This is a genomic window from Dysgonomonas termitidis (assembly GCF_054657735.1).
Genome location: NZ_BAAHYD010000002.1, coordinates 2,699,698 through 2,714,958, shown reverse-complemented (window position 1 = coordinate 2,714,958; position 15,261 = coordinate 2,699,698). Strand labels below are relative to the sequence as shown.

At 38.6% G+C, this 15,261-nt stretch carries 12 protein-coding genes; 3 read left to right on the top strand and 9 right to left on the bottom strand.

All coding sequences use genetic code 11. The features are described 5' to 3' along the window. Positions 1-238: 238 nt before the first annotated feature. The 4 genes from nth to bamG form a co-directional block, all read right to left on the bottom strand. Positions 239-874: an endonuclease III gene (nth, locus tag ACYQ3L_RS15390; RefSeq protein ID WP_379996183.1), complete on the bottom strand. Its 636-nt coding sequence runs from the start codon at positions 872-874 to the stop codon at positions 239-241. An 83-nt stretch (positions 875-957) separates the two neighbouring features. Beyond that, on the bottom strand, positions 958-3,066 hold the full coding sequence (locus ACYQ3L_RS15385; protein WP_379996186.1) for a SurA N-terminal domain-containing protein: 2,109 nt from the start codon (positions 3,064-3,066) through the stop codon (positions 958-960). Positions 3,067-3,173: 107 nt separating this feature from the next. Beyond that, complete coding sequence (locus ACYQ3L_RS15380) at positions 3,174-3,797, bottom strand: LPS export ABC transporter periplasmic protein LptC (RefSeq protein ID WP_379996188.1); 624 nt, start codon at positions 3,795-3,797, stop codon at positions 3,174-3,176. A gap of 70 nt (positions 3,798-3,867) precedes the next feature. Beyond that, positions 3,868-5,169: a BamG family beta-barrel-assembly machinery protein gene (gene bamG, locus ACYQ3L_RS15375; protein WP_379996190.1), complete on the bottom strand. Its 1,302-nt coding sequence runs from the start codon at positions 5,167-5,169 to the stop codon at positions 3,868-3,870. Between the two features lie 435 nt (positions 5,170-5,604). Here bamG and ACYQ3L_RS15370 point away from each other — a divergent pair, with 435 nt between their 5' ends. Next, positions 5,605-6,279 carry an archaeosortase/exosortase family protein gene (locus ACYQ3L_RS15370; RefSeq protein WP_379996192.1) on the top strand — a complete coding sequence of 225 codons (675 nt, stop codon included), beginning with the start codon at positions 5,605-5,607 and terminating at the stop codon, positions 6,277-6,279. A 22-nt stretch (positions 6,280-6,301) separates the two neighbouring features. On the opposite strand, the gene ACYQ3L_RS15365 is transcribed toward ACYQ3L_RS15370, so the two are convergent. From ACYQ3L_RS15365 to ACYQ3L_RS15355, 3 genes are all read right to left on the bottom strand, one after another. Further along, on the bottom strand, positions 6,302-7,477 hold the full coding sequence (locus tag ACYQ3L_RS15365; RefSeq protein ID WP_379996194.1) for a glycosyltransferase: 1,176 nt from the start codon (positions 7,475-7,477) through the stop codon (positions 6,302-6,304). An 82-nt stretch (positions 7,478-7,559) separates the two neighbouring features. Next, positions 7,560-8,717, bottom strand: coding sequence for a diaminopimelate decarboxylase (gene lysA, locus ACYQ3L_RS15360; RefSeq protein ID WP_379996196.1), 1,158 nt, complete (start codon positions 8,715-8,717; stop codon positions 7,560-7,562). Between the two features lie 14 nt (positions 8,718-8,731). After that, positions 8,732-10,045, bottom strand: a complete 1,314-nt coding sequence (locus ACYQ3L_RS15355) for an aspartate kinase (protein ID WP_379996198.1) — start codon at positions 10,043-10,045, stop codon at positions 8,732-8,734. A 151-nt stretch (positions 10,046-10,196) separates the two neighbouring features. On the opposite strand from ACYQ3L_RS15355, the gene ACYQ3L_RS15350 reads away from it, so the two are divergent. Further along, positions 10,197-12,530, top strand: coding sequence for a glycoside hydrolase family 20 protein (locus ACYQ3L_RS15350; protein WP_379996200.1), 2,334 nt, complete (start codon positions 10,197-10,199; stop codon positions 12,528-12,530). A gap of 11 nt (positions 12,531-12,541) precedes the next feature. Here ACYQ3L_RS15350 and ACYQ3L_RS15345 read toward each other — a convergent pair whose 3' ends face one another. Both ACYQ3L_RS15345 and ACYQ3L_RS15340 read right to left on the bottom strand, forming a co-directional pair. After that, positions 12,542-13,798: a type IX secretion system plug protein gene (locus ACYQ3L_RS15345; protein WP_379996202.1), complete on the bottom strand. Its 1,257-nt coding sequence runs from the start codon at positions 13,796-13,798 to the stop codon at positions 12,542-12,544. A gap of 89 nt (positions 13,799-13,887) precedes the next feature. Continuing rightward, on the bottom strand, positions 13,888-14,616 hold the full coding sequence (locus ACYQ3L_RS15340) for a YebC/PmpR family DNA-binding transcriptional regulator (RefSeq protein ID WP_006801617.1): 729 nt from the start codon (positions 14,614-14,616) through the stop codon (positions 13,888-13,890). A 330-nt stretch (positions 14,617-14,946) separates the two neighbouring features. On the opposite strand from ACYQ3L_RS15340, the gene ACYQ3L_RS15335 reads away from it, so the two are divergent. Continuing rightward, positions 14,947-15,222: a heavy-metal-associated domain-containing protein gene (locus tag ACYQ3L_RS15335; RefSeq protein WP_379996204.1), complete on the top strand. Its 276-nt coding sequence runs from the start codon at positions 14,947-14,949 to the stop codon at positions 15,220-15,222. The last annotated feature ends 39 nt before the right edge of the window (positions 15,223-15,261 follow it).

Genomic DNA, 15,261 nt, shown 5'->3' with positions numbered 1-15,261 from the left:
AACCAGGGTTCAGACTGTGTACTACACTCTATAATGTTGTTATTTCATAATCTCAAAGATCGCTTTCTCTACTCCCATAAACTCCCCGCTGCCGAAGAGCCTTTTAGTGGTAAAGCGGGTGCAAAGATATGTAAATAATCAGTATAACTCCAAATATTTTAAGAGGTATTTTTAAACTATTTTCAACCGTTTTTACAATACATTAATAGCCAAGTCATTACTAAAACCTCATTTTAGTTCATTTTTTTGAGAAAAATTTACAATACGGGGTTAATCCACATTCTTCACATTTTGGTTTCCGCGCAATACAGACATATCTGCCATGCAAAATTAACCAATGATGTGCCTTTGATAAATATTTCGCCGGTATATATTTTATCAATTCTTTTTCTGTTTGCTCGGGATTTTTCGAATTTTCGGTTAATCCAATTCTATTTGAAACCCGAAAAACATGTGTATCTACTGGCATCGCCGGCTTATTAAAAGCCACAATAAGCATTACATTTGCTGTTTTACGACCTACTCCGGGTATAGTCTCCAATTCTTCCATAGTATCAGGAACCTTCCCTCCGAAGTCATCTACGAGTTTCTTAGCCATTCCTAACAGATTTTTCGCTTTATTATTGGGGTAAGATACACTTTTTATGTAATGATAAATGGCATCTGTAGTAGAAACCGCCATCACTTCAGGTGTGGGATATGCTTCAAATAATGGCGGTGTTACCATATTGACCCGCTTATCGGTACACTGCGCGGATAGAATAACAGCAATCAATAGATGAAATGGATTGTCATAATGCAATTCTGTGTCTGCTACAGGCATATTTTTGTCAAACCAACTAATAACCCCGGCATAACGTTCTTTTTTTGTCATATTCTCTTTAATTAAAAAAGCCCCTCATAGCTCTGGCTACAAGGGACCTTAAATATAGTGATTAAATTTTTCTTTAAAGAATTTTACCAGAATTTCACCCTGTTATCTTCTACTTTCATCTTATTTTTCAATATAGAGACGGCTTGTGACATCATCTGATAATAATTGGCTTGCTTCAACGACTGTTTTGTCTGTTCGGCATTGAATTCTTTTGTATCTTCAGTTTTGTTTGTCACATTCAATACATATACTCCGGATTTTCCTTTCATAGGAGCTTCCAGTTTATTGACCTGGCCTAATTTCGAATATACGTTCATTAATGGTTCAAAACCAATCCCCGATAGATTGTTAGTCTGGAATGTAACAAAGTTTACTGTATCCACTTTTCCTGATACAGCTTGTGCATAAGCATCCAGAGATGTCAAATTCTTAGCTTTCAGATCCGCAATGATTTTCTCTGCTTTTTTATCATTTATCAGCTCTGATTTTAACGCTGTTGCCACTTCAGATACCGGCATATATTCTCCGGTTATTTCATTTTTCACGATTGCAACGACACGCTTGTCTGACATATCAAATTTCTTCACCGAACCGGCCTTTTCATTGAAAGCCCAGTGTATAACCTGACGGGTTCCTGTAGCTTGCCCCAATGCTATTTCGGATGGCGATATAATTGAATTTTGAATCAGGCTGTAACCTTTAGCCTGAGCGGCTTTATCAAAATTTTCGAGGTTTCCGTTTTCGCTCACGAACTGGTTCAATTCGTTATCTATAGCATTCTGTGTTTTATCACTGATTATAACAGGTAACTGTATTACTGCTAACTTCACTTTTGGTACCGGATTAGTTTTATCGGCTATACGAATCAACTGATCCTGCCCTCCCACTTTCAATTTCAGAATTTCACCTTTTGCAGCGGCAAAACATTCCTTTGCAATTCCTGCACTTGCCAACATCGCTTCGTTAGTCCAACCCAAATCACCTCCGTTAGAATTAGGGAATAATTCGTCAGCTACGGCCCCGAAATCCTTGCCACCTTTAAGAACGCTTTGGATACTATCAACAATATGGGCTGATGTTTTTTCATCAAGACCTTGTGGCAACGGTATTATTTGCAGTTTAATAGAATCGGCGGCATTTGTCCGGTCTATTAATTTATACATCAGATATGTCTGATTCTCGCGAACCGGTCCAAAAATATCACCTACTGATGCAGATTCCACAAATGTTTTGGCATCGGCCGGCAATGATGAAACTGCCATAAAAATATCCTGATATGTAGATGAATATTCACTTAGAACAATAGCAGGATTGTCTGTCATTTTCAATTTTTCATACGCGGCATTCATTTCTTGCTCTATGGCAGCATAGTCTTCATCGCTGGGAACAACATCCTTGATGAAGTATGAAATTTTGCGAAGCTCGGTATCCAGTTTATAGTTATTTTTACGCAAATCGTAAAGTGCTTTTATTTCTTTGTCTGAAACCTGAACGGCAGAATCTGCCAGGGCTGAATATCTCTGAACAACATATGCTATATCTGCTACATTCTTAGAATCGGCATAGGCTGCTTTAGCCTCAGTATCGCTAACTAAAACAGAGCCGGCAACTAAAGATGCATATTTTTCTTCAAGACGTTGATATTTCATCATATTCTGTATGAAAGCCCAGATTTCCCTTCTGGCCATAATCTCAGATCTATGAGGTTCCTGCATAGCTGCCGGATCCTGATTAATATCGGAAAGGAATTGCATCAGATAGGCCTTGTCAAACTGGCCAGTCTGAGGATTTGCGAAAAATGGTATTTGATATAATATAGGAGCTACAACAGGTCCGTAAACCATATCATTCAACTCTTCAGGTGTAACAGCTAATCCTAATCTGCCTGCTTCTTCATCCAATATTATTTCTTTGACCATTTGCTGGTAAGCCATTTCCCGGATTTGAGAGTTAGTAAACTCATCCAATGAGGATTGATTCGACATAATCTTCTGAAAGTTTTCCCATTGAGCGATTTTTTCAGAATATTCTTTTGTTGTAATCACCTTTCCATCCACAACAAATGCTTTGTCTCTCATTTTATTAACAAAGGTTGTAACTTCACCCCACGGAAATACAAATGCTAATAAACCTACCGCGATTATACCGACAAGCAGGCTTGATTTGCTCCTAATTTTCTGTAATGCAGCCATTTAAATAATAATTACTTTTTATATTGTTTATTTTAAATTCTCAAAGATACAGTTTTCAGCGTGCGAAGATAATAAATTGAGATTGAATTTCATTCATATTTGAAAAACTATTCTGCTTTTTCTTCTTTGTTTTCTTCATCTTCATTTACATAAATCAGAGTTTTTTTCCCGGCATTCTCTCCTACTTCCATAAATTCGTAGGCTGTCATTTGCTGGTTAGCCACCATACCATTTCGGGCAACCAATATCCCCTTCTCCGGCCTGGTCACTTCTACCAGTTTGTCCGAATATATTTTCTGTTCCTGCTGATTCCAAAAAAATTCATCTCCGGTGAATGTTTCCCCGACAATGTTCCTTGCAAAAACATTTCCTTTAAGCCGCCAAAGTTTGCGCCTGGTATAGTTCCACACTGTATCTGCCTTAATTGTAAATACGACAGTAAATGCAGTGTCGAACCGTTCCAGATAAAGCCCTTTCGGGAAGAACCAGTAAGGATCTTTTGCTTCATCGAAAACATCCCAGGTCTTGGTTATCATTTTATATTTGATAAGCCCCGAATCGGAAATAAGCACCCGTACGCTGTCTGTATGCATGGATGGAACAAGTTCTTTGTCATATTTGAAATTTACGGCAGAACTGACTTCTTTCTTACAGGATGCAAAAAAGAAAGGTGCAGTAAATATTGAAATTACAGCTACCATCCACAGTCCTTGTTTTTGCATTAACTTCATTAGGCTAATATACTTAAAAAGAATTAGCCTCAATCTGTAATTGAGGCTGTTTATCCTGATTCTGTATTTTTTATTCAACTTTACGGCGGAAGAACCAAAGTTCATTGATATTGACGTTCAGCGATACACCGAAGTATTCTTCACTTATCATATTACTAAGCTTCGGCTTTAGTTTTTTATATTCGAAATTAATATTGATATACGACATCCGCTGGCCGATATTATCCCGGATAGGTAAACCGAAACCTAATGTCGCTCCGTATTCTTTATATCCGTCTACTCTTCCGGATGCATCCATTACATTCAGATATGAGTTAGCATAGTTAACACCTCCTCTGAAGCGTATTTTCTTAAAGAAGCTTCTGTCGTATGGGTCTATCATATATTCAGCTCCAACGCTGTATTTCCACCTGTCATTGAAACGATCGGCATCGCTTAATCCATCATTCATATATGAAGTATATTTCGCCTTGCTCCAACGTTGATAAGTAGCATCGGCTCCAAAAACAAGTTTATTGTTGCTGTTAACTGTAAATCCCAATCCGTATGTTTCCGGAATTCCAGCATCGACCCCATTATAAATTGTAGTATCTCCGTTAATAAGCGTATTGGATGAGGATATTACATAACGCTTATTATCATAATCGGCAGAGGAGTTTATTTTGGGTGAATATACGGCACCTATTGTCAGCATTTTATTCTTAGCTATCGGCATCTCGTATTGGAGACCTATATCGAATTTCGCAGCCTTTACAGATAATTCTGTAATATCCCTGGATGTATATGAATTACTTCCTGTTAATGCAGGTAAACTGCGAGTATGATCTAATGTACCAAAAAGATATGAAATATTGGCACCCAGTGATAATCCTTTTATTGGAGATGAATAACCCAATCCTCCATATATCTGGCTTAAACCTCCGCTTCCGGAAAATGATTTGGTATATGCTACCGAGCCATTTGTTTCTGTTGATCCGAATTTATAGCCTACCGAAGAAAACGGAATGATACCAAAACTGAGTCCGAGACCTTTCTTTAAAGGTACCAGGATCGTTATATATTCCAGTCCTCCGCTGTATTTTTTATCAGAATTTACTCCGTCGCTCAGTTTTCCGCTGTTAAAGTTTATGCCGATATCAAAAAGAAAAGTAAGCGAGTCTACTCTCGAATATGATGCCGGATTCAGCGGATTTGCACTCTGGCTATTGCGAAGCCCGTAACCTATACCTCCCATTGCCTTTGATGGACCCACGGCCTGATCCTTCAGTACTCCGTAGCCATATCTGCTATACGGAGAATCGGTTTGTGCTCTGAGCGAGCCTACAATACAAGCCAAAAAGGCTATTAAAAGAAGATTTTTACTCTTTAGCATTATAATTCAATATACGGTTTTAATCCTGTAAATCTCAATTCTGGATGAAAGTACCTATGCTTTCAGCCATTTCGTATTCTCCTCTATAAACAATTTTTTGAGCAAATTATTATTCAGATAATGTAAAACTTCGAAAGAAAGCTGAATCATCATTGAAAAGCTCTGCTAACACTGGTATTTCTCGTGCGACTTATCTAATTAATAAACAGCCTGTTTAATCACGAATACCTCTTATTTACTACTAAATTCACTTAAAAACAGATGAAATTTGTGCAAAGTAAATTAAAAAAAATCAGTTAACCGACAATTTAAATAAAATGTCATATTTTTTTTGCCTTAAAAAGGTTAATTATCCTTATTTTAGTACCTTTGTATGCGAATTTAAGCAGAATGAGGAACCAGAGCATAAACTATATTAATATATTCATAAGCAAATTGAAACCATTTAAAGATATTATATGGTTTCTGTGCTTATTCCTTATATTTGAATTTATCTGGAAACTCTGCGTACATCAGGGTGAGGACGAAAGAATACTCATTGTGCTGGGAAGAGATTTGACTTCATATACCGAAGGGATGAACCGGTGGACCGCAGATGCCGTTTATTGGCTGGTACATGACTTGTTCGGATATCAGGATTTTAAAATCATCAACGGATACACACTTTATTTTGAGAACTCTATTCCGGTAGATATAATATGGGGTTGTACAGGTTTGAAACAATTGTTTATGTTTACCTTTATCCTTAGTTTTTATTTTGGCCCTGCGAAGAAAAAATTATGGTATATTCCCATGTCGCTGGCCATACTCCTCTTAATAAATATACTCAGATTGGCAATAATACTCATTATCATACGAAATCCGTTTCCTGAATGGTTTATATCTGTAAATGAATGGTACAACAACTGTCAATGGGTGAATACCAAGGAGTGCTACCTGAAATTTTACGAGGACTGGTTTAATGTTTTTCATCGCGATGTGTTTGTCTGGATATATTACGACGGTGTAATTTTTGTCTTATGGCTGATATGGGAAGAGAGAATCCATAAACCTTACCTGAAGCTGACGAGAAAAACTTCTGTAACAAAAAAAGGGCAGGAAATTAAATAAGTATCTAAATTCTCATTATCGGTTAACGCCGGCCTGTAGCCCTGTTTTTATGGTTAGTCCTGAATTTGAAGTTATAAAAGGGCTGCAGAAGATCCATCAAAATCAGTGAAAAGTGGAATTTTCCGGATTGAAAGTATCTGGCAGCCTTATTTATTATTATTGACTGTATCACTAATCTCAATACAAAGAAAAATACCGCAATACCCAATAAGGCCCAGTGAAAAGATGCGGCCGAATATACCAGAAGGGTAATCAGTACCAGATAAAACAGGTAGCGGGTAGCCGTTTCTAAACCAAATAAATTAATAGGCGTTTTATCCTTAAAATGTTTCTTCGTAATTGAATAGGATTTCTTTACTTGCTTCCACAATGAATAGCGGTCATTGGATGACTCTACAAAACTATCCGGGGACAACGCCACAGATGTATTGCTATCAGTAATTATCTGGTTGATAAATACATCTTCGCCGTTCTCCAGATTAAGGAATGCAGCAAAGCCTTTATTATCGAAAAAGAGGTGCCTGCGGAAAGCGAGATTACGGTTTATTCCGGTAAACGGCTTGTTCTTGAGAGCCATGGAAATATACTGCATGGAAAACAAATGATTATCGAAACGCGCTATACGGTTAAAAAACGTCTTTGTCCTACTATAATAGGAATATCCTAAAACAATATCTTTTTCGTCCGATAATTCTTCCACCATTGAAGATATCCATTGATCCGATACAGGCCTGGAATAAGGTTCCGTAAATAGCAGAACTTCTCCTTTAGCGGCTTTGATGCCTATGGTGAGCGCTAATTTACGGCGACCAAATGTGATATCATTTGAATATGGCAGATAGGTTATGTATAAATGAGGATATTTTAGTTGCAAAGATTGCAATAGAGTCTCACTTTCATCTGTAGAGCCGTTATTAACAACGATAACTTCATAATCGGAATAATCTTGTGTCAGGATAGCAGGAAGATTTTCAGCCAGTTCATCGGCAGCATTCTCCGAAGCTATAATAACGGATACTTTGGGCTTCGGACAAACAGGTTTGTGATTATCTTTGTCCCTCTTGCAAACGACAGAATAGGGTTTCCTGTAATAATTGAAATAAAAAAAGATCTGAATAAGGAACAGCAGGAGGTAAAACACTATCCCTGCAATTTCCAGTTCGTTAAACATGAAGTAATGTAAGATTTGCTCAACCATTGCCTGTATTATAAAAAGATATCTTCATAAAAAGACAAGAGCCATATATTCATACGACTCCTGACTTACATTGTTGTACGATTTATATTTTATCCGAGTAATATGGTTTAGGCAATTCGCGGCAGTTATACTGCGAAGCCATTATTTCGCCATACGCACCGGCCGAACGAAGTACCAGCATGTCGCCTCTCTGGGTTTCGTTCAACTCACAATCCTTCGCAAATACGTCGGAAGATTCGCATATAGGGCCTACCACGTCATATTTTTTAACCGGAAGATTGGACGAAATATTCTCAATTTGATGGTATGCCTGATACAGGGCCGGGCGAATAAGGTCCGTCATACCTGCGTCCACTATTACAAATACTTTGTTTTCGCCATGCTTCACGTATGTCGTACGTGTTACGAGTGCGCCGCACTGAGCTACGATGGAACGTCCTAATTCGAAATGGGCGATTTGTCCGTCTCTCAGTTTCAGGCTTTTATTGAACAGGGCAAAGTATCCGGCAAAATCTGAAATAGGGTGAGCATCAGGATTCTCATAGTCTATCCCCAAACCTCCGCCAAGATTGATATGTTCCAGTTTTATTTCTTTACCTTCGAAATATGTTTGTAATTCATTTACGCGTTCGCATAAAGGTTCAAAAGTCTCTGCTTCTTCTATCTGAGAACCTATATGAAAATGTATCCCAATGAGTTTGATCGCTTTCAGGACTTTCAGCCTTTCTATTACCGCATCGAGATGCGCCATAGCAAAACCAAACTTATTTTCATTCAGGCCTGTTGTTATATATTCGTGTGTATGAGCATCCACATTCGGATTGATACGCAAAGCTACCTGAGCCAGCTTGCCTTTCTTGGTTGCAAGTTCATTGATTACTTCCAATTCGGGAAAAGACTCTACATTGAAGCAAAAAATATTAAGGTCGAGAGCCAGATTTATTTCCTTATCGGTCTTACCTACTCCTGCAAAAACAATCTTCGATGCCGGAAAACCTGCATTTACAGCTGCTTTCACCTCATTCCCGCTTACACAGTCGGCACCGAAACCTTCCGAAGCAATGAGTTCAAGAATCCTGCGGTTTGCATTGGCTTTTACTGCATAATGCTGAACAAATCCGTATTTTTTTGTCTCTTCTTTTACAATTTTCAATGTCCTTTTCAACAAATCCATATCGTAATAATAAAAAGGCGTTTCGATACCTTTTAGCTTATCAACAGGAAAATTTCCTTTTGTCATTTGGAATTTAAGAATTAATTAAACAATTTGTCATTCAATATTTGAAGTGTCGTCTCTTTATCTTTATTTTCTATCAGAAAAGAAAAGTTGTATTTGCTGCCGCCATATGAAATCATACGGATAGAGACTCCCTGTACGGCATTTAATATCGTAGAGGCAAAACTGGCATCTTCCGATTCCAGATTTCCAATTACCGAAATAATTACCATATCGGAATCAACAGATACCGTACCATATTTCTTCAATTCATCAAGAATAAGTTGTATATTTTTGTCATCATCTATAGTCAGTGAAACTCCTATTTCGGATGTAGCCAGCATATCAATAGATGTCTGGTAGTTTTCAAATACTTCGGTAACACGACGTAGAAAACCATGCGCAAGCAACATCCTGCCCGATTTTATTTTTATTGCAGTAATATTCTCCTTAGCGGCCACTGCCTTTATGGCCCGAGCTTCCGTTTCGTTGGAGATAAGCGTTCCTGAGGCTTCGGGATGTTCCGTATTTTTAAGGCATACGGGTATATCTGCTAATTTGGCCGGAAGTATGCTCGACGGGTGAAGTATTTTTATACCAAAATACGCCAGCTCGGCTGCTTCATCAAAATTCATGTGACGGATAGGCGTAGTCCCTTTTACATAACGGGGGTCATTGTTTTGCATCGCATGCACATCAGCCCAAATCTGGATTTCATCGGCACCAACGGCGGCACCAATAAGCGATGCCGTGTAGTCGCTTCCTCCTTTACGCAAATCGTCGATCTCGCCATATGCATTGCGGCAAATATATCCTTGTGTGATAAACATATCCGCTCCTTTGGCCGCATCAAGTAAAGCTGTGAGCTTCTCCTTTATATATACAGGGTCAGGTGCTGAATTCTTATCGGTACGCATAAATTCAAGGGCAGGCACCAAAACTGCATTTATCTTCTTTTCGGTAAGATACAAATGAAACAATTCCGAACTGAGTAATTCGCTTTGAGCCATTACCACCCGTTCTTCAAAAAGAGTAAACAAGTCTTTGGTGAAGGTACGGATATAATTAAACTTTGCCGCGATTATTTCTTCCGCTTTCAATCTGAAACATTCTTCGCTAAAAAGGCGGGAAACAAAATCGTAGTATTGCTTCTCTAACCTGTTTATTATTTCAACGGCTCCTTCCTGGTTCTTCTTATATAAATAGTCCGAGACTTCCATTAATGCCTCCGCTGTTCCCCGCATCGATGACAACACAATGATATTATTGCCGCTTTGGGCAACAATATTTGCTACATTTTTCATCTTGTCTGCTGTAGCAATAGACGCACTACCAAATTTCAGGACTTTCATCTTCTACATTTTAATTTAAACTATTAATTGCATTACGACTATACAATCAAGGTGCAAAAATATAAATTTTTTGTGGCAAAAATTTCAGAATAAACTATATATTTGAAATTTGTTTAACTTTTTATCATATAAAACACAAAATCATTCGTTTATGTTTAGAAATTTCCTCCATCTGTCCGTTCTTTTGTTTTTCATTGCCTGTACTTCCGAAAAAACTGCTACCATAGCCAGTTATGACATAGTACCCATGGTGCAGGAAATAAAAACAACAGGTGGTAAACCATTCATATTAAGTAAAACTACAAAGATATCATTTCCTGCTTCAAATAGCAAGTTAGCCCGGTCAGCCGCACTATTATCCGAATACATAGCACAAATAACAGGTTTTAGACCTGAAATAACAGACAAACAGGATATTAAGAATACCATAAGGCTTACCACCGACTATTCGAGCGATAATCCGGAGGCATATATCATAAATATAAATTCCTCGCATATTACAATAAACGGATCTACTGAGGCTGGGGCTTTTTATGGAATCCAAACTATCCGGAAATCAATTCCGGCAGATGCAGATACCGAAATAGAATTTCCAGGCGTCGAAATTACAGATTATCCCGATTACGCTCACAGGGGAGCTTCTTTGGATGTATCACGACATTTTTTCCCTGTTGATTTTGTAAAAAAATATATTGATATACTGGCCATGTTCAATATCAATGTCTTTCACTGGCATCTGACCGATGATCAGGGATGGCGTATAGAGATAAAGAAATATCCGAAACTCACCGAAATCGGCTCCCGACGCGAACAGACAATCACAGGACGTCATACAGGTGAATTCGACAATAAACCGGTAAGCGGATTCTATACACAAGAAGAGATAAAAGACATCGTAAAATACGCCGAAGAGCGTTTTATAACCATCATTCCGGAAATAGATATTCCGGGGCATACATTAGCTGCCCTGGCTTCATACCCTTATTTGGGTTGTACGGGAGGACCCTATCAGGTAGGAACCGAATGGGGTATCTATGAAGACGTGCTTTGCGCAGGCAATGATGAAGTGTTTACATTTCTCGATGATGTGATGACTGAGGTGCTTCCCCTGTTTCCGGCCCAATATATCCATATAGGGGGTGATGAGTGCCTTAAAAACAGATGGATGGCGTGCCCTAAATGCCAGGCAAGAATGAGACATTTGGGGCTGAAAGAATCACCGGAACATTCTCCCGGAGAACAATTACAGAGCTATTTCATAGCCAGAGTCGAAAAAATGATAAACACTAAAGGCAAAAAAATTATCGGCTGGGACGAAATACTGGAGGGTGGCATCGCTCCTAATGCGGCTATAATGTCGTGGCGTGGTACTGAAGGTGGTGTCTATGCTGCGAACAAAGGTCACAATGTAATTATGACTCCTGAACAATATGTATATCTGGATTATTATCAATCTCCCGATGTGGATGACGAACCTTTCACATTCGGCTGGCTGACAGAGCTGAAAAAAACATATTCATTTAATCCAATGCCTGCCGGCTTAGAAGAGGGCAGGCAGAAATATATCCTGGGAGCACAAGTTAATATATGGACAGAATATATGCCTTCGGGACAAAATGTTGAATATATGTTGCTTCCCCGTATATGCGCTCTCGCAGAAACTGTATGGACAAATCCGGAGAGGAAAGATTATGACGATTTTGTTTCACGTTTATATCGGCTATCCGGACACTTCGACAAACTGGGATATGAAAATTGTAAACAGGCTTACGGAATACAGGATTCTATAGTCGTGGATACAATTAAGAATGAGATAAACCTTTATATGTCGACATTTGACAACAGCCCTATTTATTATACACTGGGCAATAAAGAGCCGACAGCCGAATCTGTACCTTACATATATGGCAGCCCGATAACCATAAAAGGCAATACTATATTCAAGGCTGTTGCATATCGGAAAAATGTAAGAGGCAAGGTTTATTCGAAAGACTTCATTTTTCATAAGGCTTGTGCCAAACCCATAACATTAAAATATGATCCGGATAAACGCTATATTTTCAGTGGCGCGACAACACTGGTTAATGGACAATTAGGTTCGAATGCCAGTTACCGTACAGGCATGTGGCTGGGTTTTGCCGGCACCGATTTTGAAGCAGACATAGATATGAAAGAGCAGACCGACATTTCATCTTTGGATTTGAATTCATATGTAAATACCAGAGGGGGATTATTTGCACCGAAAAGCCTTGCTTTATTAGTATCTGCAGATGGTAATACATATAAGGAAGTATTTAAGGAGACATACGAAGAACGTACAGAGCATATAAGCCCTGTGGTGATTACTTTATCGGCTAATCTGGACGAAACAGTGAAAGCCCGGTACGTAAAAGTAATTGCCGAATCAATAAAGGAATTGCCCGACTGGCACGAAAAGAAAGGGGACAAGGCTTACCTGATGATAGATGAAGTAAGAGTTTATTAAACTCATACCTCCTACTTCGCCCGCGACTGTATATTCTGCACACCTATCAGGCTATCGTAACGCTGGCCTGTGGGGCGGTAGTAAACATAGACAGAATATTCATTTTCCGTTTCGAAATAATTACCTTCCACATTGGCTGTAACAAAATTGTTTCCATCCTTTGTAAGATAGAGATAATTATACATACCCTGTTTCAGCAACAAGGAAAGGCGGTATACCTTCTCATTGTAATCATATTTCATCTTGTATTTGTCCGTGAAGGTATTATTTGTGAAATTTCCGTTTATATATATACTTTCCAACAAAGGATCGCCCATAGCCAATGTAAAATTGGTCGTAAAATAATCAGCCTCCGTTTCAGCATATTCTGTATCATTACTCCGAATAAAGAAACGGCCATTCTGATCCTGATCGTAACTATAAGAACGTCCTGCACGTACCTTATCCGCTTCAATATCCATCTCATAACCAGGACGGACATATTTGATACGGGCTACATTCATACCACTATACCTGTGGCTCGATGTCTCAAAGCGGCGATATTCGTTCCCGGCTTCGAATATCAGGTCTCTATTATGTTCATATATCAGTTTCCCGGGATTCACATATGTAGGTTTTAGTTTACGCTTTTCATTATCCAACCTGTTGTTTTGCTGTACAAATACCATGATTTCAGTATAGGGATCCCTGATATTCATACCCTGATGAAGGATGGTAAAAGATACCTGCTGATGACTTTTATTAAAGTCTATGTCGGTATTGGATGAGGCTGTAGCCGCTATACTTACAGCAGGCTCTAACAGAGAGAAGCAGGCTGTAAGCAACACTACATCGGGTTCTCCATCCTCATAAACTTCTACAACATAATTCCCGGATATTTTCAGGTTCACATCCCTGTTTGGTATCCCCAGATTAAAATGTGTATATTCGACTGTAGTATTGACCGATGGAGCATAATCATCTATAGGATTATCATTAAATCCGTTCAGGTAATCGATCTCGGAGACACCTTTACTTTTTAACCAATAAGCATCGCAATGTATGATACGATACCGGAGGCGGTTAAAGGAATTATCCGACAAGCGGTCAAAACTGATATTGATATTATCATCACTATTCAATCTAGCCACCGGATTCTGATTCGGAATTTCGTTCAGATTTACCTGTATTGTATATATTTCGGCCGAAAGAGCTTGTGTACGGTATGCCTGGGCCGAAAGTATGCTGTAAACGAACAGAAGTATCACTATAAGTTTGTATCTCATCATCGCTTCATTTTTCTTTATTGGCAAATGTAATAAAAAAAACTGCAAGAGTGGTGTCTTACAGTCTTTTATAAGATATCATCAAAGCAGGGTTACTCTTCCTCGAAATCTTCCTTCATATTGTGGAATACATTCTGAACATCGTCATCATCTTCGAATTTATCAAGTAGCTTTTGTATTTGTTCCTGCTGTTCTTTTGTCAGTTCCTTCAGGTCATTCGGAATGCGTTCAAACTCGGCACTGTGTATTTCAAATCCGTTTTCTTCGAGATATTTCTGTATTTCGGAGTAAGATTTAAACTCTCCGTAGAGTATTATATCATCACCGTCATGCTCTACTTCGTCAACACCGTAGTCAATTAATTCCAGTTCCAGATCTTCAAGTGAGACACCTTCCTTTGCTCCGATTTTAAACACACATTTGTGGTCGAAAAGAAATTCAAGGCTACCCGAAGTCCCCAGTGAACCATTATGCTTATTAAAGTAGCTGCGTACATTCGCAACAGTACGTGTCGGATTATCGGTTGCAGTCTCCACCACGATAGCAATACCAAACGGTCCGTATCCTTCATATACAACCTCCTTATAATCAGCCTCGTCTTTCGATATTGCTTTTTTTATGGCACGTTCTACATTTTCCTTCGGCATATTCTCCTTCTTCACTTGCTGCATCAACACGCGAAGACGGGGATTAGTATCGGGCTCCGGGCCACCCTCTTTCACTGCTATTGTTATTTGTCTCCCCAGTTTAGTGAACACGCGGGCCATATTGCCCCAACGTTTCATCTTTGTCGCTTTGCGGTATTCGAACGCTCTTCCCATAATATTATAATATCAATCGTTTATTCTTTTGGTAGGCAAAAGTATAAAAAATATTGGAGATTTGGAATAAGGACTATTTATTCGTTGTCACGAACAAGAATTTTCTCCTGTTCCTTTTTTATTCCTGATAGTTATCAGCTCTATAATTAACAATCAGTCCCAGTCCCCGATAATTTCATCACAAAAAATCACAGTAATTATCCGGTTTGTATAATCATTATTAAAAACAACCCTATATCAAAACTAATATGTACCATCTTTGTTTTAGGATATATAGAGTTCATAAATCTATATCCCCATATTATTATCAACCTTTAAAAGTCTACGGATATGGATATTATATACAATAACCTCAAATATGCGACCCTTACAGTTCAAGGCAATTGTGAGATATGCAAGCAACGGATAGAAAACGCAGCTTTATCAGTAGACGGCGTATTTTCCGCGACATGGAATATACAGAATGGCAAACTCCAGATAGGCTTTAACCCTGAGAAAACAAATCTCGAAGAGATCAGTAAAGCTATCGCAAAAGTAGGCCACGACACCGATAAGAACAAAGCCGACAAGGTAAAACATGATGAACTGTCCGACTGTTGTAAATGAGTTCTAAATCAATATAGAAAGCGATAAGATATTGGCTCT